Below are 26,183 nucleotides of genomic sequence, written 5' to 3' on the forward strand. Positions count from 1 at the left end.
CAATCACTACACACACTCTGTTTGTAAGGCTGGAGTGTGTGGCCCTGGGATTGCTCGCGTCCACTCTGTGGTTCCCAACAGACGGAAACACAACACATGCAACTCAACACAGACCCGCACACCCCACCCAACCCCGGTTGGACAGGGGCCTGTGCAACCGAGACCACCACACCCACAACAACGGGTGCTGGTACCAGAGTTTCGGCGGCCATAGCGCGAGGGAAACGCCCGGACACATTCCGAACCCGGAAGCTAAGACTCGCAGCGCCGATGGTACTGCAGGGGCGACCCTGTGGGAGAGTAGGACACCGCCGGACATTCATTCGAGAAGAGCCACCCAGTGCTGGGTGGCTCTTCTTGGTTTAAGCCCTCTTGGTTCCACCAGTCCGCACCGGCCTAGGCTGGGGGAATGGGGAATCGCTTGGGGGCGTCGCTGAGTCCCTACCTCCGGGCCCATGCCGACAACCCCGTCGACTGGTATCCGTGGGGTGACGAGGCGTTCGCGGCCGCACGCGAGCGCGACGTGCCCGTGCTCGTCTCGATCGGGTACGCGACGTGCCACTGGTGCCACGTCATGGCCCGCGAGAGTTTCAGCGATCCCGCGATCGCCGAACTCCTCAACGCGCGCTTCGTCGCGATCAAGGTCGACCGCGAGGAGCATCCCGACGTCGATGCGAGCTACCTCGCCGCGGCATCCGCCTTCACGCGCGAGCTGGGCTGGCCGCTCACGGTGTTCGCGACGCCGGAGGGGCGCACGTTCTACGCCGGCACGTACTTCCCGCCGCGATCCGTGCGGGGCGTTCCGTCGTTCGCCGAGGTGCTCGGCGCGGTCGACGAGGCCTGGCGCGAGCGACGCGGCGAGCTCCATGAGACCGCCGCCGCGGTCGCGGAGGCGCTGGCTGCGGCATCCGTCGCCTCGACCGCCGGCGAGCTGCCAGGACCCGCCGAGCTCGACGGCGCGGTGGCCATGCTCGCGGAGGACGAGGACCGGCTGCACGGCGGGTTCGGCACCGCGCCGAAGTTCCCCGTCGCCCCCGTGCTCGGGTTCCTCAGCCAGGCGGGGCCCGACGGACGACGCCTCGCAGAGCGATCCCTGAAGCTCATGGGCGCATCGCCGCTGCGGGATCCCGTCGAGGGGGGCTTCTTCCGCTACGCGACCCGCGCCGACTGGAGCGACCCGCACTACGAGCGGATGCTCACCGACAACGCGCTGCTGCTCGGCGTCGCCGCCGATCTCGGTCGCGGAGACGGCGCGGCCGCGTTCGCGCATCTGCTCGCCAGCGGCGTCGTCGGGTTCCTGGCCGAGCGGATGCAGCTGGTCGGCGGCGGCTTCGCGAGCGCGCAGGACTCCGAGAGCTGGATCGACGGACGGCGCGACGAGGGCGGCTACTACCGGCGGGATGCGACGGGCCGGGCCGGGCTCGAGCCGCCCGCGCTCGACGAGAAGGTGCTCACCGGGTGGAACGGCCTCGCGATCGGCGCGCTGGCACGCGCCGGGTTCGTCTTCGACGACGGCGTGGCGATCGGCGCCGCCCGTCGCGCCGCGGACTACCTGCTCGACCGTCACGTGCGCGAGGACGGCACGCTGGTGCGGTCGTCGCTCGACGACGTGGCATCCGACGCCGTCGCGACGCTCGAGGACACCGGCATGCTGGCCGGCGGCCTGCTCGAGCTCGCCGCCGCGACGGGCGAGGTCCGCTACGCCGAGGCCGCTCGTCGTCTCATCGACCGGGCATCGGATGCCGCGGCAGCCCTCCATGCCGCCGACGGCATGCACGGCCCGAGGGTGCCGTTCGCCGCGCCGTCGGGCGCCGATCCGGTGCTCGCGGCCTACGGCCTGGCGCTGCCGAGCGATCCCGCCGAAGGCGCCACGCCCTCGGGCATCACGGCGTGCGCGGACGCCGCCTGGCGGCTCTACGCGCTCGGCGCGGGCGATCGGTACCTCGATCTCGCCGAACAGGCGATGCGTTCCGTCGCGGGCATGGCCGTGCGACGTCCGATCGCGTTCGGCGGTGCGCTGGAGGTCATGGCCCGGCTCGCCGCACCGCTCGTGCAGCTCGTCACGGTCGTGCCCGACGACGATGCAGCGGAGGAGGGGGCGGGCGCACTGCTCCGCGCCGCGACGCGGCGGCACGCGGCATCCGTGGCGGCGATCGTCACCGACTCGCAGGCCCGTGAGTTCGCCGCGGCGGGCTTCGAGCTGTTCGAGGGCCGTACCGCGCAGGACGACGACGCGACGGCGTATCGGTGCCGGTCGTTCGTCTGCGCGCTACCGGTGCACGATGCGGGCGCGCTCGAGGAGCTCGTCGAGCTGGAGTAGGCCGATGAGGCCTGTCGGCACGTGGCACGAGGGATCCGGGCGGCCCCGCGGCATCCGTACGATGGTCGCATGAGCGATCGCGCAACAGTCGGCACGGCCTCGGTGGTCGTCGCCCTCGTCGTCGACGCCGTGCTCGTGGTCGTCTTCGCCGTCGTGGGCAGGTCGAGCCACGCCGAGGGCCTCGATGTCGCGGGCGTGTGGGGCACGGCCTGGCCGTTCCTGGCGGGCCTCGGCGTGGGCTGGCTCGCGGCGCGGGCGTGGCGGCATCCGCTCGCCGTCTGGCCGACGGGGGTCATCGTGTGGGCGACCACGCTCGTGGTCGGCATGCTGCTGCGCCTCGTGACCGGCCAGGGCACGGCCGTCGCGTTCATCGTGGTCGCGACGCTCACGCTCGCGGTGCTGCTGCTCGGATGGCGCGCCATTGCGTGGGCCGCCACCCGACTCCGCGCGCGCGGCCGGGTCGGTGCCGCATGAACGTCCTCGAGTGGCTCTTCGACGCGCAGCTCGTGATCGGCGGCCAGGTGATCCTGTGGCGCGAGATCATCGGCAACCTCTTCGGCCTCGCGAGCGCGCTCGGCGGCCTGCGCCGCAAGGTGTGGGCGTGGCCGGTCGGCATCATCGGCAACGTGCTCCTCTTCACGGTGTTCCTCGGCGCGGTGTTCCACACGCCGAACCCGGTGAACCTGCTCGGCCAGGCGGCGCGGCAGGTGATGTTCATCATCGTGTCGATCTACGGCTGGGTGCAGTGGGCGCGGCACCGGCAGGTGAGCGAGTCGGCGGTGGACCCGAAGTGGGCCGGTTCGCGCAACCGCATCATCCTGGCCATCACGCTGGTGGGCGGCACGCTCATCCTCACGCCGATCTTCCGCGCGCTCGGCTCGTTCGAGCCGGTCTGGGCCGACGCGTGGATCTTCATGGGCTCGCTGCTCGCGACCTGGGGCATGGCCAAGGGCTGGACGGAGTTCTGGCTCATCTGGATCGCGGTCGACATCGTGGGCGTGCCGCTGCTCGTCAGCGCGGGCTACTACGCCTCGGCGTTCCTGTACGTGTTCTACGGCGCGTTCACGCTGTTCGGCTTCATCACCTGGATGCGGGTGCAGCGGCGGGCGAAGCTCGCCGAGGGCGTTTCGCAGGCCTGACCGGCGGGAGCCTCCAACCCGGCCGGTGTCACGCGGCCGACGGGTGGGATCTCACCAGGCCGACGGCACCCGGTCGAGCACCGACCACACGGCCGAGCTGAGCTCGGGGTGGTCGAGCGCGATGTCGCGCAACAGCTCGAACTCGAATCGGGCCGCGTCGCCGTCGCGTGCGGTCGGGTGGTACGCCCGGGCGCGTGCCGGGCTCCACCGCTCGGAGTGCAGCCGCTCCTCGCGGAGCGTGGCGACGACCTGCTCGTCGACCGACGGGAGGTCGGGCAGGAACACCCACGGGTCCTCGCCGAGCCGGCACCGCAGCTCGATGAGCGCCGACAGCTCGTCGCGGGCGTCCTGTCTCAGGCGCTCCAGTGTCGATGCGTCACTCATGCGCGACCTCCCCTCGCTCTTCGATCGTAGCCAACGCCACGTCGACCCTCGCAACGCTACGTGCCCCGTGTGACGTCGGGGTTACAGCGCATGAAGGCACGTGTACGCCAGATGACGACGAGATGACGCCGTCGCGGCTTCGGCGGCCGTCGCCTGCTTGAATGATCCGGCCGGGGAGATCCATGAGAGGAGCGCGCGTGGTCGCAGAGGTGCTGATCCTGCACGGGTGGCAGAACCGCCGCCCCGACGGGCACTGGCAGCGGTGGCTCGCCGGCGAGCTCGAGGCGACCGGGGCGATCGTGCGCTACCCGCAGCTTCCCGAGCCCGACGAGCCCGTGCTCGACGACTGGCTCCGCGCGCTCGACGCCGAGCTCGACGGCACCGACCCCGACGATCTCACGGTGGTCGCGCACAGCCTCGGATGCCTGCTCTGGCTCGCGCACGCGGCGCGGCGAGCCGAGCGCGGCGAGGGCGCGCCGCTCGCCCGACGGGTCGTGCTCGTCGCACCGCCCGCGCCCGACGTCGTCCGCGGCATCCCCGAGATCGCGGCGTTCGAGCCCACTCTCGATGGTGCGACGCGGGACGCGCTCACGGCCACGGCTTGGGAGCGCGTGACGATCGTCGCCGGCACCGAGGACCCGTTCTGTCCCGAGGGCGCCGAGCGCACGTACGCGATCCCGCTCGACGCCGAGTACGTCGAGGTCGTGGACGGGGGCCACCTCACGATCGACGACGGCTACGGTCCCTTCCCCCGCGTGCGCGATCTCGTCACCCGCTGACCGTCGCCGCGGAGCTCGGCCCGACTCGCCGGTGCGGTTGAATGGTCCGGTGACCTCCGGCAGGGCCCCCATCGACGAGCGCACGATCGACCTGGTGCACCGGCTCCGCGACGACCTGCGCTCGGCCGGCTTCACCGTCGAGGCGCTCGACGACCTCTGGGGCACGGATGCCGCGTCCGCCCTGCATCGCGGCGAACGCGTCCCGGCGCGGCGCGTGCTCGACGCCCGCCGAGCCGGTCACGACCCCGCCGCCGACCTGGCGTCGCTCGCGGAGCTGTTCGTGCTCGGCCTCCCCGTGCCCGAGCCCGAGGCGGCGGACGCCCTCCCGACGCTCGGCGTCGACGGGGCCGTCGAGCTCGCGCTGCTCACGCGGGATGCCGCGGCGTCGGCCCGAGCCGGGACGACCGGCGACGGGGCATCCGTTCGCGCCCTGCTCGACCTGCGGCCGTACGCGTTCGTGGACGCGCTCGGCGACGGGCACTGGTGGATCCTCTCGGACCTCGGCGAGGTCGCCCTCGGCCACGAGCTCGGCGAGCAGCACGTGCTCGGCGTCGGCGGGGCGTCGATGACGCTGTCGGGCCTCATGCTCCCCACGCCCGCGCGCACGGTGCTCGACCTCGGCACGGGCTGCGGCGTCCAGGCCATACACGCGAGCCGGTTCGCCGACCGCGTGGTCGCGACCGACATCTCCGAGCGGGCGCTGCACCTCGCGCAGCTGAACGTGGCGCTGAACGGGATCGAGGGCGTGGAGTTCCGCCTCGGGAGCCTCTTCGAGCCCGTCGCGGGGGAGCGGTTCGACCGCATCGTCTCGAACCCGCCGTTCGTCATCACCCCGCGCGTGCCGGGTGTGCCCGAGTACGAGTACCGCGACGGCGGCATGGTCGGCGACGGCATCGTCGAGGCCGTGATGCGCGGTGCGGCGGAGCACCTCGAGCGCGGCGGCATCGCCCAGCTGCTCGGCAACTGGGAGGTGCGCGACGACGAGGACGGCCTCGATCGCGTGCGCGGCTGGACGGGCCACCTCGAGCACTGGATCGTCGAGCGCGAGGTGCAGCGGGCCGCCGAGTACGCCGAGACCTGGATCCGCGACGGCGGCACGCGCCCCGGGACCCCCGCCTTCGATCGGCTCTACGACGCCTGGCTCGACGACTTCGAGCGTCGTGGTGTGCGTGAGGTCGGCTTCGGCTACGTGCTGCTGCGCCGTCCGGCCGAGGAGACGGCGCCCCGACTCGCGCGCGTGGAGCGGCTGCACGGGCCGCTCGGCTCGGGCGGGGACGCCGGCGGCCTCGGCGTGCACCTCGCCGCGTGCCTCGACGCGCACGATCGGCAGGCGCGGCTCGATGACGCGGCGCTCGCCGCGCTCCGGCTCACGGTCGCGGGTGACGTGACCGAGGAGCGCCACCACTGGCCCGGCGACGAGCATCCCACGGCCATGCTGCTGCGGCAGGGCGGCGGGTTCGGGCGCGTGCTGAGCCTCGACACCGGGCTCGCGGCGCTCGTCGGCGCGTGCGACGGCGAGCTCCCCGTGTCCGTCATCGTCGCGGCGATCGCCGACCTGCTCGAGGTGGACGCCGCCGCGCTCGCCGCCGACCTGCTGCCCGCGGTGCGGGCGCTCGTCGACGACGGGATGCTGCTGTTGCCGACAGAGTGAGGGCCGCCCGGCGGCATCCGCTCAGACCGTGCCGGCCGGCGGCCAGACCCCGATGATCAGCGCCATGATCACGACCGTGACGAGCTCGTGCGCGATGTTGAGGATCGTGAGCCCCGCGGGACGACCTTCGAACGCGTCGTGCGTGATGAAGCGCGCGGCGGTGAAGCCGGCCCAGAGCACCACGCCGGTCAGCAGCGCGACGCCCAGGTAGCTTCCGCCGAGCGCCGTCCACGCCACCTGCGTCGCGATCGCGAGCACCCACGCGCTGATGAAGCTCACGACGAGCGTCGTCAGGATCGGGATGGCGGCGTTCCGGTCGCCGGGATCGACCTTCGCGACGCGCATCCAGTAGTTGCCGAAGACCTTGGGCGTGTACCAGACCGACCCGACGATCATGGTCGAGAGCGTCGCCAGGGCGACGGCCCAGTAGTTGACGTCGAGCATGGCGGTGCCTCCCCCCACGACCCGGACCGGGCCTGTCCGGAGTCTATCGGCGGCGCCCACCGCGGCCGGGCCGCCGGGACACGGCGTTCCCCGAGCCGTCGGCGGTATCCTCGGTTCGCACGTCCGAAAGCGAGCCCATGGCCGAAAGCCCCCTCTCCGAGTCCCCGTACGAGGTGCTCGGCGTGTCCGCCGACGCGGATGCCGCCGCGCTGCGCCTCGCGTACCGCCGGGCCCTGCGCACCGCCCACCCCGACACGGGCGGCGACGCCACGCGCTTCCACGCCGTGCAGCACGCATGGGTGCTCATCGGCACGCCCGAGGCCCGGGCGGCGTTCGACCGCGGCGTCAGGAACGGATCGGGCGGTCCGAGCGCGTCGACCCGAGAGGCGTGGGCGCCCGCCGCGCCGAAGCGGCCGCGCGACTCGCGCCCGCTCGCGCGATCGTACGGGCACCCCGGCGGCCTCACCCGAGAGCGCTACCTCGACCGAATCCGGGAGTGGGTCGGCCGCGGCGTCGAGGTGCCCGATCCCTACGATCCGACGCTCGTGAGCCGTGCGCCCCGCGAGATCCGGCACATCCTCGCCGACGCCCTCGTCGAGGAGTCGACCGCCCGCTCGCTCTCCACGCTGGGCATCGCCTACACGATCTGGCACGACCTCGCGACGGATGCCGCGGGTCCCGGATTCCCGCCGAAGCTCGACCACCTCGTGCTCGGCCCGACGGGCCTGTTCGCGATCCAGTCCGAGGACTGGGGCGGACCCGTCGCGCTGAAGCGCGGCGAGCTCGTGGGCGAGGCGCTCGCCGGCGAACGGCCGTTCCGCGCCCTCGCGGCGCGCGCCAAGGCGATCGGCCGGGCGGCGCGCGTGAAGCCGACGGCGCTCGTGATCGTGGTGCCCGACGAGTACGCGGCCGAGCCGCTCGCGCTCGGCGGCAGCATCCGCGGCGCCGCCGTCGCGCTCGTGCGCAGCTCGCGGCTGGCGAGCGCCGTGCGCGAGGGCATCCCCGGTTCCGCGCACCTCGGCGGCACCGAGGTCATGGAGGTGCGCTCGCGGCTGCAGGCGGTCGTGCGGTTCGCGTAGTCCCCGCGCGGACAGGTCCGGGCGGACAAGTCGGCCCCGCGGCATCCGGCATCATGGGAGGATGCCCGATCTCGACCGTGACGCCCACCTCGCCGACTTCGCCGACTTCATCGTCGACTCGCCCTCGTCGTACCACGCCGCCGCCGCGGTGGCCGCGCGACTCGAGGCCGCCGGGTTCGAGCGGCTCGACGAGCGCGACGAGTGGCCGAGCGGGCCCGGCAAGCGCGTCGTGGTGCGCGACGGCGCGGTCATCGCGTGGGTGCAGCCGGATGCCGCGAGCCCGACGACCCCGTTCCGGATCCTCGGCGCGCACACCGACTCGCCCGGGTTCAAGCTCAAGCCGGGCATGTCCACGAGCGCGGAGGGCCTGCTGCAGGCGGGCGTCGAGATCTACGGCGGCCCGCTGCTCAACTCGTGGCTCGACCGGGAGCTCGAGCTCGCCGGCCGGCTCGTCACGGCCGACGGCGTCGAGCACCTCGTGCGCACGGGGCCGCTGCTGCGCATCCCGCAGCTCGCGATCCACCTCGACCGAGAGGTGAACAAGGGCCTCACCCTCGACAAGCAGCGGCACATGCAGCCCATCTGGGGCGCCGGAGCCGGGCAGGACGTCGTGGCGCACCTCGCCGGCGTCGCGGGCGTCGACCCCGACGACGTCGTCGGGCACGACGTGCTCGTCGCCGACACCGCGGTGCCCGCCCGGTTCGGGCTCGACGACGTGCTGTTCGCCGCGGGCCGCATGGACAACCTCGCTTCCGTGCACGCGGGCCTCGTGGCCCTGCTCGCCGCGCCCGCGAGCACGGGGCATGTGAGCGTGCTGGCCGCATTCGACCACGAGGAGATCGGCTCGGAGTCGCGCTCGGGCGCGAGCGGCCCGTTCCTCGAGGACGTGCTCACGCGCATCGCCGCCGGCCTCGGCGCCGACGCGACCGATCGTCGCCGGGCGTTCGCGGACTCGTGGCTGCTCTCGTCGGATACGGGTCATGCGGTGCACCCGAACTACCCCGAGCGGCACGACCCCGGCAACCGCCCGGTGCTCGGCGGCGGACCGCTGCTGAAGCTCAACGCCAACCAGCGCTACGCGACCGACGCCGTGGGCTCGGCGCTCTGGGCGCGCGCATGCCGACAGGCCGGCGTCTCGACGCAGCCGTTCGTGTCGAACAACCAGGTCCCCTGCGGCACGACGATCGGCCCGCTGTCGGCGACCCGGCTCGGCATCCGCACGGTGGACGTGGGCGCGCCGCTGCTCTCGATGCACTCGGCCCGCGAGCTCGCGCACGTCGACGACCTCGTCGCGCTCGCCGCGGCGGTCACGGCGTTCTTCGCGCCCGAGGACTGACCCGGTCGCGGCCCGCACACGCTGGCCGGATCTCGCGGCACGACGGCGCGAATTGACGGGCCGGCCGGCGCGTGGCGGTGCGAGGGTGGTCGCATGACCGAGACGACCGCCCCCGCCGCATCCGCCCTGTTCGAGCACGTCGCGACGCGCGACGAGGCGATCGCCCACTTCCGGGGCCGCCTCGCCGTCGAGGTCGACGTGTCGGATGTCGCGGCCGCCCTCGCGGAGCCCGAGCCCCGGTTCGTGCTCGTCGACACCCGCAGCGACGAGTCGTGGGCGCAGGGGCACGTGCCGGGCGCGCTCCACCTGCCGCGGCGCCGGATCGAGGAGCTCGTTCCCGAGCTGGTCCCGGCCGGCACGCCCGTGGTCGTCTACTGCTGGGGTCCCGCCTGCAACGGCGCCACGCGTGCGGCACTGGAGTTCGCGCTGCTCGGCCACCCGGTGAAGGAGATGATCGGCGGCTTCGAGTACTGGGTGCGCGAGGGCTTCGCGTTCGACACGGCCGACGGGCTCGCGCAGCTGCCCGCCGACGCGCTGACGAACGTCGCGCCCGACGGGTTCGGCGCGTCGTCGGCGCCCGGTGCGCGCGGCGAGCTCCTGACCGGCGACGCGATCGCCTCGGGCATCACCTGCGCCTGCTGAGGGCGCGCCGTCAGCGACGTACGACGCGTCGCCGGCGCGAGCCTCGGCTCAGACGAGGATGACGAGCGGTGCCGCGGGGTCGGCCGTCCACTCATCGAGCGACCCGTCGTAGATCGCGACATCTGGATGGCCCGCGCGCCGGAGTGCGAACCCGGTGCCGGCCGCCGCGATGCCGGCGCCGCAGTACACGACGACGCGCGCAGCGCCGCCCTCGGTCGCCGCGGCGAGCCGCGCGTCGAGCTCCGCGCCCTGCAGCAGCGTGCGGGTCTCGCGGTCGACGACACTGCCCACGGGCACGTTGACGCTGCCCGGGATGTGGCCGCGACGGGCGCGCCGCCCGGTCTCGCCGCGGAAGTCGCTCGGCGGCAGCGCGCAGACCAGCGCGGCATCCGCCTGGCCGGCGACGATGCGCTGCACCTCGGGTCCGTCGGCCCAGAAGCCCTCGCGCGGCGAGAGCGTGAGCGCGCCGGCCTCGCGCGGCGCCTCGAAGCCCGTCTCGACGTCGCGGCCGTCGGCACGCCAGCGGGCGAGGCCGCCGTCGAGCAGTGCCACGCGCTCCACGCCCGCCGAGACGAGGAGCCACCAGAGCCGGGCGGCCCACTGGCCGATCGAGGAGTCGTAGACGACGACGGCGACCCCGTCGTCGATGCCGAGGTCGCGGGCCGCGCGCTCGAGCCGCGCCGGCTCGGGTCGGGTGAAGGAGTACGGCCCGTCGGGGTCGGAGAGCTCCTCGAGCAGGTCGCCGAAGACCGCACCCGGGATGTGGCCCTCGATGAGGTACTCGTCGAGGCCGCTCAGCCAGCGGAAGCCGACCGCCGTCTCGGTGCCGAGCACGCTCGCGTCGACGACCACGAGCCCCGGATCGCCCAGGTGGACGGCGAGCCAGTCGGTGGAGACGAGGTCGGACGGGAGGTCGAGTGCCGGCATGCCGACACGCTAGTCCGACGGTCGATACGACGTGACGGATGCCGCAACAGGCCGTAACCCGCCGGGGCGGCGGCGCGTCAGCGCAGCATCCCCCGCCGGCTCTCGAGCCAGAGCGTGTGCTCGCGCAGCCCGTTCCGCACGGCGGACTTGATGATGAGGTAGCCGATCCAGAGCATGAGGGCGAGGATCGCGAGGTAGACCACCAGGCCGATGACGAGGCCGATGAGGCCGGCGCTGGTGACGAGGTCGGAGACGTCAGGGGTGTCCATCAGCACAGGTTGCCAGACGCGCACGTCGGCGCGCGACCGTCCCGATCGGGGGACACCACCGGGCGACGGTGCCGACGGAACTCCGGGCGGGGCCGGCGTCTCGGGTTCAGCACTCGATGACGTTCACCGCGAGGCCGCCCTCGCTCGTCTCCTTGTACTTCGTCATCATGTCGAGGCCGGTCTGGCGCATGGTCTCGATCACCGTGTCGAGCGACACGAGATGCGTGCCGTCGCCGTGCAGCGCGAGCCGGGCCGCCGACACCGCGGTCGACGACGCGATGGCGTTGCGCTCGATGCAGGGGACCTGCACGAGGCCCGCGACGGGATCGCAGGTCAGTCCGAGGTGGTGCTCCATCGCGATCTCGGCGGCGTTCTCGATCTGGCGCGGCGTGCCGCCGAGCACGGCGCACAGGGCCCCGGCGGCCATGGCGCAGGCGGAACCGACCTCGGCCTGGCATCCGCCCTCGGCGCCCGAGATCGACGCGTTCTTCTTCACGAGGCTCGCGATCGCCGCGGCGGTGAGCAGGTAGCGGCGGATGCCCGCGGCATCCGCGCCCGGCACGAAGCGCAGGTAGTAGTGCCCGACGGCGGGGATGATGCCCGCCGCACCGTTCGTGGGGGCGGTCACGACCCGGCCGCCCGACGCGTTCTCCTCGTTCACGGCGAGGGCGAACGCGTGCAGCCACTCCGTGGACGTGTCGCGCAGATGTTCGTCGCGGTCGTACTCCTCGAGGCGGCGGCGCACCTCGGGCGCGCGGCGCTTCACGCCGAGTCCTCCGGGCAGCGTTCCCTCGGTGGCGAGCCCGTGCTCGACGCACTCGGCCATCGCGGCCCAGATCGCGTCGAGGCCTGCGTCGATGCCGTCCGCGCCGTGCACGGCGACCTCGTTGTGCCGCGCGACGTCGCAGAACGAGACGCCGTGCTCGTCGCAGAGGTCGAGCAGCTCGGCCGCGTTCGAGTAGGGCAGCGGATGCCGCAGCGCTTCGGACTGCTCGGGCGCGTCGCCCTCGCGGCGGATGAAGCCGCCGCCGACCGAGTAGTACGTCTCCTCGGCGAGGGGGAGCGCGTCGTCCTCGCCCCAGGCCTGCAGCGTCATCGCGTTGGGGTGTCCGGGGAGGCGGGTGCGCGGCTCGAGGCTGAGGTCGTTGCGCGTCATGGTGATGGCGCGCGTTCCGGCCACGCGCACCTCGGCGCCCTCGTCGCCGAGCCGCGTCCAGGCGCCGCGCACGTCGTCGGGGTCGCAGTCGTCGGGCTTCAGGCCGGCGAGCCCCGCGACGACCGCGTCGGGCGTGCCGTGGCCGAGCCCGGTGGCGCCGAGCGAGCCGTAGAGCGAGCAGGTGATGCGCGTCACGCGGGGGAGGATGCCGTCGTCGGCGAGCCGCTCGGCGAACGCTCGCGCCGCCCGCATCGGGCCGACGGTGTGCGAACTCGAGGGGCCGATCCCGATCGAGAAGAGATCGAGGGCTGAGACGAACGCTGTCACCCCTCAAGGCTACGTCGCAGCACGCGCACGCATCCGCCGTCGGATCGAAAGAATCGTGCGCCGAAGGCCGGTTCGTCGCGGAACCACGCGAAGTGGGGCGCTGCGTGCTCACCTGAGCAGTCCTCGACGATTGCCAGCGCGATACGCAACCGAGGTTGACAAATCCATGGAAGCAACCTAGGTTGCCTGTATGGCCCCGATCTCACCACCGCCCATCGGCGGGCTCGCCGATGAACTCGCCGCCGTCGTCGCGCTGCGGGAGCACGCCGACCGGCTCGAGGATGCCGCGGTCGAGCGCGCCCTTCGCGACGGCTGGAGCTGGAGCGAGATCGCCGAGGCGCTCGGCGTGACGCGGCAGGCCGTCCACAAGAAGCACATCCGCCGGCTCGACGGAGCAGGCATCGACCTGAGGAGGCGTCGTGGCTGAGCAGGACTTCGCGCACGTCGCGCGGCGCACGATCGTCCGCGCGGTCGAGGAGGCGACGGACGCCGGCGCTCTCGCCGTCGAGGCCGAGCACCTGCTGCTCGCGATCGCATCCGAGCCCGAGCAGGTCGGTCCCGTGCTCGACGAGTTCGGGCTCGACCGTGCCGCGATCGTCGGCATGCTCGCGGTGGAGCGCGAGCGTTCGCTCGCGACCGCCGGGATCGGCTCCGTCGACCGGGGCCGGCTCGCTGCGACCCCGCGGCGCACGCGTCCCGGGTGGGGCACGTCGGCACGCGAGGCGATCGTGCGGGGGAGCCGGCTCGGCCGCCGGGATCGACAGCGCACGAGCGAGGCCGACCTGCTCACCGGCATCCTGCAGGCCGAGCTCGGCACGGTGCCGCGGGCCTTCGCCTACGCGGGCGTCGACCGGGTGGCGGTCGTCGCCCGGCTGCGGGAGCGAGCCTGAGGGCCGAGTTTGATCGCCGAGCGCTGATCGGCGAGCGCTGATTCCGGCTCGGCCTACGACGGGCCCGGCGGAGCCGTGCGCTCGTGCACGCCCGACCGCCCGCGACAGCGCACGACAGCACCGTGACAGCCGCATGCAAGCGGCAGTGAGGAGCATCGAGGACATGGACACCACCACCACACGACCCGGCACCGTGCCGGCGACGGCCTGGGCCGTCGAGGTCGACGGCCTCGTGAAGTCGTTCGGCACCAACCGCGCCGTCGACGGCGTCGACCTGCGCGTCGCGACGGGCACCGTCTACGGCGTGCTCGGCCCGAACGGCGCCGGCAAGACCACCACCATCTCCATGCTCGCGACGCTCCTGCGGCCCGACGCCGGCAGCGCCCGGATCTTCGGGCACGACGTCGTCCGCGAGCCGCAGGTCGTGCGCCAGCTCATCGGCGTGACCGGCCAGTACGCCTCGGTCGACGAGACGATGACCGCGACCGAGAACCTCGTGCTGTTCGCGCGGCTGCTCGGCGTCGGCCGCAGCGCCGCGAAGCGCAAGGCCGCCGAGCTGCTCGAGGAGTTCGGGCTGACCGAGGCGGCGAAGCGCCCGCTCTCGCAGTTCTCGGGCGGCATGCGCCGTCGGCTCGACCTCGCCGCGAGCCTCATCTCGCAGCCGCCGCTGATCTTCCTCGACGAGCCCACGACGGGCCTCGATCCGCGCACCCGTGCGCAGATGTGGGACACGATCCGCCGCCTCGTCGCCACGGGCTCGACCGTGCTGCTCACGACGCAGTACCTCGACGAGGCCGACCAGCTGGCCGACCGCATCGCGGTCATCGACCGCGGTCGCGTCGTCGCCGAGGGCACCTCCGACGAGCTGAAGTCGTCGGTCGGGCGCTCGAGCCTGCAGCTCCGGCTCGACGACCCGCGCGACGTCGAGGACGCGATCCTCGCGGTCGAGCGCGTGCTCGGGTCCCGCCCGACAGCCTCGCCCGAGGGCGCGCACCTCTCCGCGCCGATGCAGGACCCCGACCGGGTGACCGACCTGCTCCTCACGCTGCGTGACGCGGGCATCCGCCTCACCGAGCTCAGCGTGCAGAAGCCGACGCTCGACGAGGTGTTCCTCACCCTCACGGGCCACGGTGTCGAGGCGGACGACGCCGACGCCGAGGCATCCGACACCGATCGCCGACTCGAAGGGAGCCGCGCATGACCACCGCGACCATCGTGCCGGGCGCCGAGCGCGTCCTGCCCAACCGGGTCGGCCTCGGCCAGACCCTCGCGAACTCGTTCAGCATGGCGTGGCGCGGCCTGATCCGGATGTACCGGCGTCCCGAGCAGCTCATCGACGTGACGCTGCAGCCGATCATCTTCACGGTGATGTTCACGTACATCTTCGGCGGCGCCATCTCGGGCGACCCGATGGCGTACCTGCCGTTCTTCCTGCCGGGCATCCTGGTGCAGACGGTCATCACGACCTCGGTCGTGACCGGCACCCAGCTGCGCGAGGACATGGACAAGGGCGTGTTCGACCGGTTCCGCACGCTGCCGATCGCGCGGATCTCGCCGCTCGCAGGTGCGCTCCTGGCCGACACGCTGCGGTACGCGATCGCGACGACGATCACGTTCGTGACGGGCTACCTCATGGGCTACCGGCCCGAGGGCGGCTTCGGCGGCGTGCTCTCGGCCTCGCTGCTCGTCATCGTGTGCGCATGGGCGCTGAGCTGGATCTTCGCCTTCCTCGGCGTGATCGCGCGGTCGGCGTCGGCGGTGCAGGGCATCTCGTTCCTCGTACTGTTCCCGCTCACGTTCCTCTCGAACGCGTACGTGCCCGAGAAGACGATGCCCGAGTGGCTGCAGTGGTTCGTGCAGATCAACCCGGTGACGCACCTCGTGAACGCCGCGCGCGGGCTCACGATGGGCACCGACGCGACGGGCGACATCTGGGTCACGCTGCTCGGCGCCGCGATCGTCGTGGTCGTGTTCGCGCCGCTCACGGTGCGCGCCTACATGCGCAAGGCGTAGCCGGCCGGCCGCTCAGGCCGACGCAGCCGACGGGACGGGCGCCGCGACGAGGTCGCGGGCCCGTTCCGTGCGTTCGGCGGCGGTCATCGCGGCGACGCGGGCGCGCGCCTCGGCGAGTCGGTCGACGCCGACGATCTCCTCGACCTCGAGCGCGAGGTCGGCCAAGCGCAGGGCGGGCAGGTCCTGCCGGGCGCGCAGCGTCTCCGCGAGCGCGAACAGCTCGAGCGCCCGGTCGGCGAGGTCGGGTCGACGGATGCCCCAGGCGCTCCATCCGGCCGCGACCGTGCCCAGCACCGGCCGGTCGGTGTAGCCGGGCCGGGCGCGGAGCAGCCCCGACGCGCGACGCCGCAAGGACTCCGCCCACGACGCGACCGTCTCGGCGGGCCATCCGTCTCGAGCGCCTCCGGCCACGAGCGTCGCGAGCGTGAGCAGGTACCAGGGCGACGACCGCGAGCTCGGCTCGCGGAAGCCCTCGACCACGCGGCATCCGAGGACGAACGCCGTGGCCTGGTCGCCCTCGATGCGGGCGAGCTCGGCGAGCCCGAGCTCGGCGACCTGCGCGAGCTCGAGGCCGTCGAGCATGGCGCGGTCGTCGTCGCGCAGCGCCTCGAGCCGCGCACGCGCCTCGTCGTTGCGGCCGGCGGCGACGAGGCCGCCCGCGGTCATCCACTCGAGCTGGAGCAGGTCCTGCTCGGCGTCGAGGGCGAGGAGGCTGCGCTCGGCCCGGACCGCCCAGTCGAGCGCCTCCCCGGGCCGCCCGCCCTGGCTCGCGAGCTGGGCGAGCAGCAGGGCGCAGAGCGCCGAGATCCACACGTCGCCGACCGAGGTCGCGATCTCGTGCGCGCGCGTCGCGTACCGTCGCGCCTCCTCGGGTCGGCTGTCGTTCTCCTCGAACTGGGCCATCATGACGTTGCCGAGCATCGCGGTCGACGGGTCGTCGGACGAGACCATCGCGCCGAGCCGGGCGGTTGCGGCCTCCGCGTCGGGTGCGCCGAGCAGCACCTCGCTGAGCTCGGCGAGCCATCGCGGCAGGGGGAGGTGCTCGCGGGCGAGCACGCGCAGCCGCGCGGCGGCGCGCAGGCCGGTCATCGTGAGCATCGCGAGGTTCGTGCCGGCGATGATGGCGAGCGAGAGCGTCGCGGGCTCGGCGAGCTCCGGCGTCGGGTGGTAGCCCCGTGTCGCCTCGAGCACGGCGTCGCTGAACCCGACGATCTCGGAGTGCCGGCTGCGCGCCGTCCAGTAGTACGCGAGCGGACCGAACACCGCGAAGACCGTGGCGCCGTCACGACGCCGGATGCCGCGTCGGAGCACGGCCACGAGGTTGTCCTGCTCGACCGTGAGCGCGGCGATGCCCTCGAGCTGGCGCGGGCTCGTCGCCTCGGCGTAGCGCTCGCGCGCGAATCGCGCGGCCCATCGGTCGATGGCGACGAGGGCGTCCTCGCGGGCGGCGTCGTCCTGCTCGGCCTGCCCGAACTCGCGGACGGTCTCGAGCATCCGGTAGCGCGGCCGGCCGAGCCGGTCCTCGCCGACGACGAGCAGGGACTGGTCGATGAGGCCTTCGAGCACGTCGAGTGCGTCGGCCGTGCCGAGCACCGCCTCGGCGGCCTCGAGCCCGAAGCCGTCGACGAACCAGGCGAGCCGCGGCAGCGCGGCGCGCTCCGCCGGCGCGAGCAGGGCCCAGCTCCACGCGATGACGGCGCGAAGGGTGCGCTGGCGCTCGGGCGCGGCACGGTCGCCGCCCGTGAGCAGGGCGAAGCGATTCTCGAGCCGGGCCTCGATCTGCTCGACCGAGAGCGAGCGCACGCGCGCGGCGGCGAGCTCGATCGCGAGCGGGAGGCCGTCGAGCCGCTCGCAGAGCCGCCCGATGGGCGCGAGCGGGAGCGCGGCGCCGGGTCGGGCCGCCCGGGCGCGCTCGAGGAAGAGCAGCACGGCGGGTCCGGGATCGTTCGCCGACCCCGACTCGCCGACGTCGCCCGCCGACAGGGGCTCGAGCGCGTACACCTGCTCCGCGGCGATCGCGAGCGGGCTCCGGCTGGTCGCGAGCACGCGCAGCCCGGGCACGGCGGCGAGCAGCTCGGCGGTCCAGTCGGCGGCGCCCTCGATGACGTGCTCGCAGTTGTCGAGCACGAGGAGGGTCGGGCGCTCGCCGAGGCGGTCGACCAACCGCGCCTGCACGTCGGGGCGCTGCGCCCGGTCGGCCAGGCGGGCCGACGTGCTCGCCTCGCGGATGCCGAGCGTCGACGCGAGCGCGAGCACCACGTCGTCGTCGCTGCGGACGCTCGCGAGCTCGACCACCGCGACGACGGGCACGTCGGATCGACCGGCGACCTCCTGCGCGAGCCGCGTCTTGCCGAGGCCGCCGGCGCCGAGGATCGTCACGAGGCGGTGCTCGCCGAGCAGGCCCTCGACCGAGCCGACGTCGGCGTCGCGGCCGATGAGCGCGTTCGGCGCGGCGCGCACGCCGATGCGCACCCGGGTGTCGCGCGCGGGCTGCGCCATCGCCGGAGGCTGCGCCGCCGCCTCTTGCTCCCGGAGCAGCTCGGCGTTGACGGTCACGAGCTGGGGACCGGGGGAGATCCCGAGTTCGTCGCGGAGCGACGCGCGGACGGCCGCGAACGCCGCGAGGGCGTCGGCGCGTCGTCCGGCGGCCGCGAGCGCCCGCAGCCAGGTCACGTGCAGGTGCTCGTCGAGCGGATGCCCCGCCACGAGCGGTTCGAGCTCGGCGACCGCGCCCTCGGGGTCTCCCGCATCGAGCAGGCACCGGGCGCGCAACTCGCGCAGTCCGAGCCGGAGGGCGACCGCGGCATCCGCGAGCTCTCGACCGACCGGGGCGTCGCCGAGGTCGACGCCGGGCTCGCCGCGCCAGAGCGCCAGGGCCTCGTCGAGCGTCGTCACGGCGTCGCGCGGCTCGCCCGCGTCGGCGGAGCGGGCGGCGCGACGGCCGAGCTCGCGTGCCAGCGCGACATCGGTCTCGAGCGCCCCGACGTCGAGCGCGTACCCGCCCGGGCGGGACGCGATGAGCCCGTCGGCGCTCGCCGCGCGCAGCCGCGAGACGAGGGTCTGGAGCGCGGCCTTGGCGTGCTGGGGTCGGTCGTCCTCCTCCCAGACGCCATCTGCGATCGCCTCGACGCCGTGCGTGCGGCCGGCTCCCGCGCCGTTCGGCTCGGCCAGCGCGACGAGCAGCGCCTTCGCCAGCACGCCGGTGGGCTCCGCGAGCGCGCCCGAGCGATCCTCGACGAGCACGGGGCCGAGGAGCGCGACCCGGATGCCCCGGCTGTCGGTCAGCACGCCGATGAGCCTACCCGCCGGAGGGCGGGCAGGCTCATCGGGTCGCGTCGTGGGACGCGGCATCCGATCAGGAGATCTTGCGGCGGTAGGCGAGCATCGCGAAGCCGTAGGCCACCACGAGGATGCCGACGAGCCAGGCGAGGGCGATCCAGATGTCCGAGCCCACCGGCTGGCCGGTGAACAGGGCGCGGATGGCGTCGACGATCGCGGTGACCGGCTGGTACTCCGCGAAGACGCGCACCGGGCCGGGCATGCTCTCGGTGGGCACGAACGCGGAGCTGATGAACGGCAGGAAGATGAGCGGGTACGAGAACGCGCTCGCGCCGTCCACCGACTTCGCGGTGAGGCCCGGGATCACGGCGAGCCAGGTGAGGGCCAGGGTGAACAGCACCATGATCCCCGCCACGGCGAGCCAGGCCAGCAGGTCGGCGCCCGTGCGGAAGCCCATGATGAACGCGACGCCGACGACGATCGCGAGCGACACGAGGTTCGCGACGAGCGACGTCAGCACGTGCGCCCACAGGACGCTCGAACGCGCGATCGGCATGGACTGGAACCGCTCGAAGATGCCGCCCTGCATGTCCAGGAACAGCCGGTAGGCCGTGTAGGACACACCGGAGGCGACGGTGATGAGCAGGATGCCGGGCAGCAGGTAGTCGACGTACTGCGTGTCCGATCCCGTGTCGATCGCGCCGCCGAAGACGAACACGAACAGCAGCATGAAGGCGATCGGCATGATCGCGGTCGTGATGATCGTGTCGAGGCTGCGGGTGATGTGGCGCAGGGATCGGCCGGTGAGCACGGCGGTGTCGCCGAAGAAGTGCGTGGTCATCGTTCCGGTTGCGGTGGTCATCATCGGTCCTTTCGAGTCGTGGCGGTGCTGGCCGCGTCGGCGTCGGCGGTGCCGTCGTCGCCGACGAGGGTGAGGAAGATCTCCTCGAGGGTGGGCTGCTTCTCGACGTACTCGACCTTCGCCGGCGGCAGCAGGCCCTTGAGCTCTGCGAGCGTGCCGTTCACGAGGATGCGGCCCTGGTGCAGGATCGCGATCCGGTCGGCGAGGTGCTCGGCCTCGTCGAGGTACTGCGTCGTGAGCAGCACCGTGGTGCCGTTCGCGGCGAGCTCCGTGACGGACTGCCACACCTCGATGCGCGCCTGCGGGTCGAGCCCGGTCGTGGGCTCGTCGAGGAAGATGATCGGCGGGTTGCCGATCAGGCTCATCGCGATGTCGAGGCGTCGGCGCATGCCGCCCGAGTACTCGGCCACCTTGCGGTTGCCCGCCTCGGTGAGCGAGAAGCGCGCGAGCAGGTCGTCGGCGATGCGGCCGGGACCGGGGAGGTGCCGCAGCTGCGCGACGAGCACCAGGTTCTCGCGGCCGGTGAGGACCTCGTCGACCGCGGCGAACTGCCCGGTCAGGCTGATCGAGGCGCGGACCTCCGCGCCCTTCGCGGCGACGTCGAAGCCGTTCACGCTGGCCGAACCGGCGTCGGCCCGGAGGAGCGTGGACAGGATCTTCACGACGGTGGTCTTGCCGGCCCCGTTGGAGCCGAGGAGGGCGAAGATGCTGCCGCGGGCGACGTCGAAGTCGACGCCGCGGAGCACCTGCAGGTCCTTCGCGTAGGACTTCTCCAGGCCCTGCACGCGGATGGCGGGTGCCTGGGTCGGTTCGATGGTCATCTGGATCTCCGTTTCTCATCTGGAGCGCGGTGCACGGGACGTGCGTCGCGCGCTGGTGCGGTGTTCTCGGGTGTTTCCGGGCGCACTCGACCACCCCGACGTCGGACGTCGGTCGTCCGGCGGGTCGTGCGTGGCGGTGCGGGTCGGCGTGCCCGCTGTGGTGCGGGTCGGCTAGCGGGCCGGCGTCGTGCTCGGCCGGCGGATCAGGATGTCGCCCCAGCTCGTGCGGGCGTGCAGCTCGACGGTGTTCTCGTCGGCGCCCGGCGCGTCGGAGGGCGTGAGCTTGTTGCGGACGGCGCCGTGCTGGCTCGAGACGTCGAGCCAGGCGGCCGTGCCCTCGGCCACGCCCACCTCGATGCCGCCGTAGCCGGCCTCGAGCTGGACCCGGCCGCCGTCGATGCGCTCGACGAGGAGGTTGCCGTAGCTGCTCTTCGCCGTGACCGCACCGCGCGCGTTGGCGACGGTGACGTCGCCGTGGGCGCCCTGCACGACGAGCGTGCCGGTCACCTCGCCGATCGTCGTCGAGCCGTTCGGGTTCTTGATGATCGCCTCGCCCGAGAGCTCGCGGATGCGGATGCTGCCGGCGGAGGAGGTGAGCTCGACGGCGCCGGTCGCGCGACCGACGATGATCGCGCCGGACGCCGTGCGGGCCGTGACGCGCTCGGCCTCGTCGACCCGGACGTCGCCGGCGCCGCTGCGATAGGCGACGGCGCCGAAGGAGCCCTCGGCCAGGAGGCGGCCGGCGCCGGTGGCGCCGCGCACCTCGGAGCCCTCGGGCACCTGGATCGTGACGTCGACCTGGCCGGAGCCGCCGAACGGCGTGTAGTGCAGCCAGCCCTTCGTCGTGCGCACGGTGAGCACGTCGCCGACGAGCTCGACCTTCGCGTCGGCGGCGGCCTTGACGTCGCTCGACTTCTCGGGGTTGGCGGGCCGGACCTCGACGACGGTGTCGGCTCGGTCGGAGGCGACGACGTTCACGTCGCCCCAGCCGAGGTCGAGGTCGACGACGACGGGATGCGGGGTCTGGTAGGTGGTCATGATGACTCCTTCGTGATGCTCGGTGGTCAGCGGACCCAGCCGGTGACGCGGTTCGCGTCGCCATCGGCTGGGCGGGTCTCGGTGGGCCGCGCGGGGGCGGGCTCGACGGCGGCGGCGATCGCGCGCACGAGCCAGGTGTTGACGGAGACGCCGTCGCGGGCGGCGGCCAGCTCGACCTGGGCCTTCAGCTGGTCGGGGATGCGGAGCGTCGTGCGGCTCGTCGACGCGTCGTCGGCGATGGGCACGGCAGCGGATGCCGCGGGGAGTTCCGTCGCCGGCGCCGAACGATCGGACGCGGGCTCGAACGTCGTCGCCGGGGGAACCGTGACGACGAACTCGGGATCGCGACCGCGGAGCCGCACGTCGACGGCGCCGGGGGCGAGCTCGGCGGTGATCTCCGCCGCGGCGGCGGAGAGCGCCTCGAGCAGCACCAGCCGCACGGAGGCGTCGAGGGGCGCGGTCAGTCGCTGCGCGAGACCGAGTGCCTCCTCGCCGCCGGCCTCGGCTGCGATGGCCAGTTGGCGCTGGAGTTCGTCGACGTATCCGGTGAGTTCCATGACACCAGTGTGACACCACAGTGGTGTCATGTCAACACTATCTGCGTCAGATTGGTGTCACTCGCTGCCTCAAGTGGTGTCAGTGGTGGTGTCGGGTGCCGTCACCATCGTCATCCCGCCGGCTCGGCGGTCGCCCAGCCGGCGCCGCGTAGGCTTGGTCGGATGTCCTCCACCGACCCGACCGGCACGACTTTCGCGCCCGCGCCCACGTCCTCCTCCGCATCCGGCGGCGTCGAGGTGCGCCTCGTGCGCGACGACGAGCACGAGGCGGTCGGCGCGCTCGCCCGTCAGGCCTACGCCGGCGACTTCGTGCTGAGCCCCGACTACCTCGCCGAGATCGAGTCGGTCGCCGGGCGCGCCGCCGAGCACGAGGTGTGGGTGGCCGCGGATGCCGCGACGGGCGCGCTGCTCGGCACCGTCTCGACGCCGCGTGCCGGCCGGCGCATGTCGGCCGTCGCGCAGCACGACGACGAGCTCGACTTCCGGTTCCTCGGGGTCTCCGCCGAGGCGCGCGGCCGCGGGGTCGGCGAGGTGCTCGTCCGGCACGTCATGGAGCTCGCCGCTCGTCGCGGCATCCGTCGCGTCGTGCTCAACACCGGACCCGAGATGCGGTCGGCGCAGCGACTCTACGAGCGGCTCGGATTCGCGCGCCTGCCCGAGCGCGAGCACGTGGTCGAGCTGCCGAGCGGCCGGAGCTTCCTGATGATGGCGTACGGACGCGACGTCGACGCGGCATTCGAGTCGGCGGCATCCGAGGCGTCGGCATCCGAGTCGTCGGCGGCCTGAGGCTCCGCTGCCGGCGCCCTAGCGGACGGTCTTGCGCGCCGTGATCTGGCCCGTGTCGAAGCCGAGCAGGTGCAGCCCGCCGTGGAACCGCGCGTGCTCGACCTTGATGCAGCGGTCCATGACGACCGTGAGCCCCTGCTCCTCGCCGTAGTACGCGGCGTCCTGGTTCCAGATGCCGAGCTGCACCCAGATGGCCTTCGCGCCGGAGGCGACGACGTCGTCGACGACCTGCGGGATGTCGCTGCCGCGGCGGAAGACCACGACGATGTCGGGCACCTCGGGCAGGTCCTGCAGGCTCGCGTACGCCGGCTCGCCGAGGATCTCGGTCTCGTTCGGGTTCACGAAGTAGAGGCGGTAGTCGCTCGACTGCTGCAGGTACGTGCCGACGAAGTAACTCGAGCGCGACGGCTTGGGCGACGCGCCGACGATCGCGACCGACTCGGCGGCGTTCAGGATGCGCAGGCGCTGGCGCGCGTCGGGACCCGTCCAGGTGCGCTGCGAGTGCAGCAGCTTCGCGAGCGGCGAGTTCGCCGGCAGCTCGCAGGAGAGGCCGTTGACGAGACGGACGGTCTCGACGTCCGCGGCATCCGCCGCGGCATCCGCGCTGCCCTGGGCCCGTCGAAGGGTCGACTCGGTCGTGAGCGTGTCGGTCATCACTTGCCTCCCGTGGCCGCAGCGAGCGCCTGGTCCAGATCGTAGATGATGTCGTCGGCGTCCTCGATGCCCACCGACAGGCGGATCACGCCGGGCCCGACGCCCGCGTCGAGCAGCTGCTGCTCGCTGAGCTGGGCGTGCGTGGTCGACGCCGGGTGGATGATGAGGGTCTTCGCGTCGCCGATGTTCGCGAGGTGGCTGGCGAGGTTCACCGACTCGATGAGCTGCTGGCCCACGGCGCGGCCGCCCTTGACCTCGAAGCTGAACACCGAGCCCGGGCCCTGCGGCAGGTACTTCTGCGCGCGGTCGTGGTGCGGGTGGTTCGGCAGGCCGGCCCAGAACACGCGCTCGACGCGCGGATCCTGGTCGAGCCACTCGGCGACCCTGCGCGCATTGTCGACGTGCGCCTGGATGCGATAGGGCAGCGTCTCGACGCCCGTTGCGAGCAGGAACGCCGAGTGCGGCGCGAGCGTGGGGCCGATGTCGCGCAGCTGCTCGGCGCGCAGGCGGGTGAGGAACGCGTACTCGCCGAAGTTGCCCGACCACTGCAGGCCGCCGTAGTGCGGCACCGGCTCGCCGAAGAGCGGGAACTTGTCGGAGTGCCAGTGGAACCGGCCCGACTCCACGACGACGCCGCCGAGGGTCGTGCCGTGGCCGCCGAGGAACTTCGTCGCCGAGTGCGTGACGATGTCGGCGCCCCACTCGATCGGGCGATTGAGGTAGGGCGTCGGGATCGTCGAGTCGACGATGAACGGGATCCCGTGCGCGTGCGCGACGTCGGCGAGCGCCTCGAGGTCGGCGATCTCGCCCGACGGGTTCGCGATGGTCTCGACGAAGAGCGCCTTCGTGTTCTCCTGGATCGCCGCCGCGTAGTCCTCGGCGTCGGCGCTCGCCACGAACGTCGTGTCGACGCCGAATCGGCGCAGCGTCACGTCGAGCTGCGTGATCGAGCCGCCGTAGAGGTTGGCCGAGGCGACGATGTGGTCGCCCGCGCCGACGAGGCTCGCGAAGGTGATGTACTGCGCCGAGAGGCCCGACGCGGTCGCGACGGCGCCGAGTCCGCCCTCGAGGCTCGCGACGCGCTCCTCGAAGCTCGCGACCGTCGGGTTGGCGAGGCGCGAATAGATGTTGCCGTACTTCTGCAGGGCGAAGCGGGCCGCGGCATCCGCCGTGTCGTCGAAGACGAACGCGCTGGTCTGGTAGATCGGCAGGGCGCGGGCCCCCGTCACCTGGTCGGGGATGTTGCCCGCGTGGATCGCACGCGTCTTGAAGCCGTATTCGCGGTCTGCCATGCGGTCCACGCTAGCCGTGCGCCGGGTGCGGCTCGCGCACCGCCGTAACCGGGGGCAACGGGCGGCTCAGCCGACCACGTCGTCGGTCGACACCACGCGCGCGAACTCGCCGCCGTCGAGGTTCACGGCGGTCGCGCGGGCGAGCTCCGAGGCGGTGAGCCGGATGCCGCCCGGCCCCTCGAGGTCGAACGTGTGCGTCGCGTCGAGCGGCACGATCACGTCGTAGCCGAGGTTGCCGCCCACGCGCGCGGTCGTCTCGACGCACATGTTGGTCTGGATGCCGCAGACCACGACCTGTCGGATGCCGCGGTCGCGCAGCCACGCGTCGAGGTCGGGCGTCCCGTGGAACGCCGAGTTCACCAGCTTCGAGACGAAGAGCTCGTGCGGGGCGTCGGCCACCACGTCCTTCAGCGCGTTGCCCGGAGTGCCGGGTGCGAGCGGCGAGCCCTCCTCCTCGGAGTCGTGCCGCACGAGGACGATCGGACGCCCCGCGTCCGTCCAGGCGGCGACGAGCCGGCCGATGTTGGCCTCGGCGTCGGGATTGTCGCGGGGTCCCCAGCCGGGGTCGTCGAACCCCTGCTGCACGTCGATCACGAGGAGGGCGGCGTCGTCGGCGATGTCCATGCGTCCATCCTGCGTCCGCGCGACCGGACGCGGGCCGTGAATGCCTGCCGATCGTCGTCGGGATCCTGCCGCCCTAGGCTCGGGGGATGATCCTCGAGCACGCGATCCTGCCCGTCGTTCCCGGCCGCGAGACGGACTTCGAGGCGGCGTTCGCCGAGGCGAAGCCGATCATCGCGTCGATGCCCGGGTTCGTCGACCTCACGCTGTCGCGCTCGATCGAGACGCCGAGCGCGTACCTGCTGCTCGTCCACTGGGAGAGCGTCGAGGCGCACGAGCAGGGATTCCGGGGCTCGCCCGAATACGAGCGCTGGCGCGCGCTGCTGCACGGGTTCTACGAGCCGTTCCCGGTCGTCGAGCACTTCGCCGAGATCGCGCGAGCCTGACGCGAGCGGATGCCGCGCGGCATCCGCTGCACCGGCTGCACAGGGCTTGATCAGGCCCGCTTGCTAGCCTCGAGGCAGGTCGCACCGCGCGGCCCCGGACGAGGGAACCCAGTACCCGGAACGCGACAAGACTGGCACTCAGGAGAGTGGACAGTCATGGCTTGGGTCATCCTCATCGCATCCGGCGTGCTCGAGGCCGTCTGGGCGACGGCGCTCGGCAGGTCCGAGGGCTTCACGAAGCTCTGGCCGTCGGTGATCTTCTTCGGCGCGCTCGTGCTCTCGATGGGCGGGCTCGCCTGGGCGATGCGCGACATCTCCACGGGCACCGCGTACGCGGTGTGGGTCGGCATCGGCGCGGCGCTCACGGTGATCTGGGCGATGGTCACGGGCGACTCGGACGTCTCGTGGATGAAGCTCGCGCTCATCGCGGGCCTCGTGGGCTGCGTCGTCGGCCTCAAGCTCGTCGACGGCAGCCACTAGCCCCGAGCAGGCACCGAGCGGATGCCGCGGCGCTGCGCCGCGGGATCCGCT

General features: G+C 73.0%; 28 protein-coding genes, 1 rRNA gene and 1 riboswitch. Of the genes, 16 read left to right on the forward strand and 13 right to left on the reverse strand.

The features are described from left to right. Positions 1 to 200 precede the first annotated feature (200 nt). The 4 genes from rrf (at position 201) to pnuC (ending at position 3,459) form a co-directional block, all read left to right on the forward strand. Positions 201 to 317, forward strand: a 5S ribosomal RNA gene (rrf, locus tag ACFVN5_RS19550). Positions 318 to 409: 92 nt separating this feature from the next. Next, positions 410 to 2,320, forward strand: coding sequence for a thioredoxin domain-containing protein (locus ACFVN5_RS19555; RefSeq protein ID WP_376957562.1), 1,911 nt, complete (start codon positions 410 to 412; stop codon positions 2,318 to 2,320). A gap of 69 nt (positions 2,321 to 2,389) precedes the next feature. Further along, positions 2,390 to 2,794: a DUF3054 domain-containing protein gene (locus tag ACFVN5_RS19560; RefSeq protein ID WP_376957564.1), complete on the forward strand. Its 405-nt coding sequence runs from the start codon at positions 2,390 to 2,392 to the stop codon at positions 2,792 to 2,794. Continuing rightward, entirely contained in the window at positions 2,791 to 3,459 is a 669-nt protein-coding gene (gene pnuC / locus ACFVN5_RS19565; RefSeq protein WP_376957566.1) for a nicotinamide riboside transporter PnuC, read from the forward strand. The genes ACFVN5_RS19560 and pnuC overlap by 4 nt, the downstream gene beginning before the upstream one ends. Positions 3,460 to 3,510: 51 nt before the next feature. Here the strand turns inward: pnuC and ACFVN5_RS19570 are convergent, their stop codons facing one another. Further along, on the reverse strand, positions 3,511 to 3,843 hold the full coding sequence (locus ACFVN5_RS19570; protein WP_376957568.1) for a hypothetical protein: 333 nt from the start codon (positions 3,841 to 3,843) through the stop codon (positions 3,511 to 3,513). A gap of 197 nt (positions 3,844 to 4,040) precedes the next feature. Between ACFVN5_RS19570 and ACFVN5_RS19575 the strand changes: the two genes are divergently transcribed. Further along, entirely contained in the window at positions 4,041 to 4,622 is a 582-nt protein-coding gene (locus tag ACFVN5_RS19575; protein WP_376957570.1) for an RBBP9/YdeN family alpha/beta hydrolase, read from the forward strand. Between the two features lie 49 nt (positions 4,623 to 4,671). Beyond that, positions 4,672 to 6,273, forward strand: a complete 1,602-nt coding sequence (locus ACFVN5_RS19580) for a methyltransferase (RefSeq protein WP_376957572.1) — start codon at positions 4,672 to 4,674, stop codon at positions 6,271 to 6,273. 21 nt (positions 6,274 to 6,294) lie between these two features. Here ACFVN5_RS19580 and ACFVN5_RS19585 read toward each other — a convergent pair whose 3' ends face one another. Continuing rightward, positions 6,295 to 6,717, reverse strand: a complete 423-nt coding sequence (locus tag ACFVN5_RS19585) for a DUF1761 domain-containing protein (RefSeq protein WP_376957574.1) — start codon at positions 6,715 to 6,717, stop codon at positions 6,295 to 6,297. A 137-nt stretch (positions 6,718 to 6,854) separates the two neighbouring features. Between ACFVN5_RS19585 and ACFVN5_RS19590 the strand changes: the two genes are divergently transcribed. The 3 genes from ACFVN5_RS19590 (at position 6,855) to ACFVN5_RS19600 (ending at position 9,774) form a co-directional block, all read left to right on the forward strand. Next, a complete protein-coding gene (locus tag ACFVN5_RS19590) occupies positions 6,855 to 7,796 on the forward strand; it encodes a DnaJ domain-containing protein (protein ID WP_376957576.1) in 942 nt (313 codons plus the stop codon). Between the two features lie 61 nt (positions 7,797 to 7,857). Beyond that, complete coding sequence (locus ACFVN5_RS19595) at positions 7,858 to 9,132, forward strand: M18 family aminopeptidase (RefSeq protein ID WP_376957578.1); 1,275 nt, start codon at positions 7,858 to 7,860, stop codon at positions 9,130 to 9,132. Positions 9,133 to 9,225: 93 nt separating this feature from the next. Further along, on the forward strand, positions 9,226 to 9,774 hold the full coding sequence (locus ACFVN5_RS19600) for a rhodanese-like domain-containing protein (protein WP_376957580.1): 549 nt from the start codon (positions 9,226 to 9,228) through the stop codon (positions 9,772 to 9,774). Between the two features lie 48 nt (positions 9,775 to 9,822). On the opposite strand, the gene ACFVN5_RS19605 is transcribed toward ACFVN5_RS19600, so the two are convergent. The 3 genes from ACFVN5_RS19605 to ACFVN5_RS19615 form a co-directional block, all read right to left on the reverse strand. Then, complete coding sequence (locus ACFVN5_RS19605) at positions 9,823 to 10,701, reverse strand: sulfurtransferase (protein ID WP_376957582.1); 879 nt, start codon at positions 10,699 to 10,701, stop codon at positions 9,823 to 9,825. A 77-nt stretch (positions 10,702 to 10,778) separates the two neighbouring features. Then, positions 10,779 to 10,970 carry a hypothetical protein gene (locus tag ACFVN5_RS19610; RefSeq protein WP_376957584.1) on the reverse strand — a complete coding sequence of 64 codons (192 nt, stop codon included), beginning with the start codon at positions 10,968 to 10,970 and terminating at the stop codon, positions 10,779 to 10,781. Between the two features lie 106 nt (positions 10,971 to 11,076). After that, the gene (locus ACFVN5_RS19615; protein ID WP_376957586.1) at positions 11,077 to 12,453 is read right to left on the reverse strand and encodes an L-serine ammonia-lyase; all 1,377 of its coding nucleotides are present in this window, start codon (positions 12,451 to 12,453) and stop codon (positions 11,077 to 11,079) included. Positions 12,454 to 12,643: 190 nt separating this feature from the next. Between ACFVN5_RS19615 and ACFVN5_RS19620 the strand changes: the two genes are divergently transcribed. The 4 genes from ACFVN5_RS19620 to ACFVN5_RS19635 all read left to right on the forward strand — a co-directional run bounded on the left by ACFVN5_RS19620 (position 12,644) and on the right by ACFVN5_RS19635 (position 15,356). Continuing rightward, positions 12,644 to 12,880: a helix-turn-helix domain-containing protein gene (locus ACFVN5_RS19620; RefSeq protein ID WP_376957588.1), complete on the forward strand. Its 237-nt coding sequence runs from the start codon at positions 12,644 to 12,646 to the stop codon at positions 12,878 to 12,880. Next, positions 12,873 to 13,343 (forward strand): Clp protease N-terminal domain-containing protein, encoded by a 471-nt coding sequence (locus tag ACFVN5_RS19625; protein WP_376957590.1) that lies wholly within the window; start codon positions 12,873 to 12,875, stop codon positions 13,341 to 13,343. Before ACFVN5_RS19620 ends, ACFVN5_RS19625 begins: the two co-directional genes overlap by 8 nt. 163 nt (positions 13,344 to 13,506) lie before the next feature. Then, a complete protein-coding gene (locus ACFVN5_RS19630; protein WP_376957592.1) occupies positions 13,507 to 14,544 on the forward strand; it encodes an ATP-binding cassette domain-containing protein in 1,038 nt (345 codons plus the stop codon). Continuing rightward, a complete protein-coding gene (locus ACFVN5_RS19635) occupies positions 14,541 to 15,356 on the forward strand; it encodes an ABC transporter permease (protein WP_376957594.1) in 816 nt (271 codons plus the stop codon). The genes ACFVN5_RS19630 and ACFVN5_RS19635 overlap by 4 nt, the downstream gene beginning before the upstream one ends. Positions 15,357 to 15,368: 12 nt before the next feature. Here the strand turns inward: ACFVN5_RS19635 and ACFVN5_RS19640 are convergent, their stop codons facing one another. The 5 genes from ACFVN5_RS19640 to ACFVN5_RS19660 form a co-directional block, all read right to left on the reverse strand. Beyond that, on the reverse strand, positions 15,369 to 18,644 hold the full coding sequence (locus tag ACFVN5_RS19640) for an ATP-binding protein (RefSeq protein ID WP_376957596.1): 3,276 nt from the start codon (positions 18,642 to 18,644) through the stop codon (positions 15,369 to 15,371). A gap of 67 nt (positions 18,645 to 18,711) precedes the next feature. After that, complete coding sequence (locus ACFVN5_RS19645; protein WP_376957613.1) at positions 18,712 to 19,476, reverse strand: ABC transporter permease; 765 nt, start codon at positions 19,474 to 19,476, stop codon at positions 18,712 to 18,714. 20 nt (positions 19,477 to 19,496) lie between these two features. Then, a complete protein-coding gene (locus ACFVN5_RS19650; RefSeq protein ID WP_376957598.1) occupies positions 19,497 to 20,318 on the reverse strand; it encodes an ABC transporter ATP-binding protein in 822 nt (273 codons plus the stop codon). Between the two features lie 171 nt (positions 20,319 to 20,489). Next, complete coding sequence (locus ACFVN5_RS19655) at positions 20,490 to 21,356, reverse strand: DUF4097 domain-containing protein (RefSeq protein WP_376957600.1); 867 nt, start codon at positions 21,354 to 21,356, stop codon at positions 20,490 to 20,492. Between the two features lie 26 nt (positions 21,357 to 21,382). Then, a complete protein-coding gene (locus ACFVN5_RS19660) occupies positions 21,383 to 21,913 on the reverse strand; it encodes a toxin-antitoxin system HicB family antitoxin (RefSeq protein WP_376957602.1) in 531 nt (176 codons plus the stop codon). A 162-nt stretch (positions 21,914 to 22,075) separates the two neighbouring features. Between ACFVN5_RS19660 and ACFVN5_RS19665 the strand changes: the two genes are divergently transcribed. Next, entirely contained in the window at positions 22,076 to 22,699 is a 624-nt protein-coding gene (locus tag ACFVN5_RS19665) for a GNAT family N-acetyltransferase (RefSeq protein WP_376957604.1), read from the forward strand. Positions 22,700 to 22,717: 18 nt separating this feature from the next. Here ACFVN5_RS19665 and ACFVN5_RS19670 read toward each other — a convergent pair whose 3' ends face one another. From ACFVN5_RS19670 to ACFVN5_RS19680, 3 genes are all read right to left on the reverse strand, one after another. Then, positions 22,718 to 23,236, reverse strand: a complete 519-nt coding sequence (locus ACFVN5_RS19670; RefSeq protein WP_376957615.1) for a CoA-binding protein — start codon at positions 23,234 to 23,236, stop codon at positions 22,718 to 22,720. A gap of 116 nt (positions 23,237 to 23,352) precedes the next feature. Continuing rightward, positions 23,353 to 24,645, reverse strand: a complete 1,293-nt coding sequence (locus ACFVN5_RS19675) for an O-acetylhomoserine aminocarboxypropyltransferase/cysteine synthase family protein (protein ID WP_376957606.1) — start codon at positions 24,643 to 24,645, stop codon at positions 23,353 to 23,355. Positions 24,646 to 24,711: 66 nt separating this feature from the next. Continuing rightward, positions 24,712 to 25,269, reverse strand: coding sequence for a cysteine hydrolase family protein (locus ACFVN5_RS19680; RefSeq protein WP_376957608.1), 558 nt, complete (start codon positions 25,267 to 25,269; stop codon positions 24,712 to 24,714). Positions 25,270 to 25,355: 86 nt separating this feature from the next. On the opposite strand from ACFVN5_RS19680, the gene ACFVN5_RS19685 reads away from it, so the two are divergent. Next, on the forward strand, positions 25,356 to 25,652 hold the full coding sequence (locus ACFVN5_RS19685; protein ID WP_376957610.1) for an antibiotic biosynthesis monooxygenase family protein: 297 nt from the start codon (positions 25,356 to 25,358) through the stop codon (positions 25,650 to 25,652). A gap of 74 nt (positions 25,653 to 25,726) precedes the next feature. Beyond that, a riboswitch (guanidine-III (ykkC-III) riboswitch) is annotated at positions 25,727 to 25,791 on the forward strand. 17 nt (positions 25,792 to 25,808) lie between these two features. Next, on the forward strand, positions 25,809 to 26,132 hold the full coding sequence (locus ACFVN5_RS19690; protein WP_376957611.1) for a DMT family transporter: 324 nt from the start codon (positions 25,809 to 25,811) through the stop codon (positions 26,130 to 26,132). Positions 26,133 to 26,183: the final 51 nt, after the last annotated feature.

The sequence above is a fragment of the Agromyces sp. NPDC057865 genome (assembly GCF_042796995.1).
Taxonomy (GTDB): Bacteria; Actinomycetota; Actinomycetes; order Actinomycetales; family Microbacteriaceae; genus Agromyces.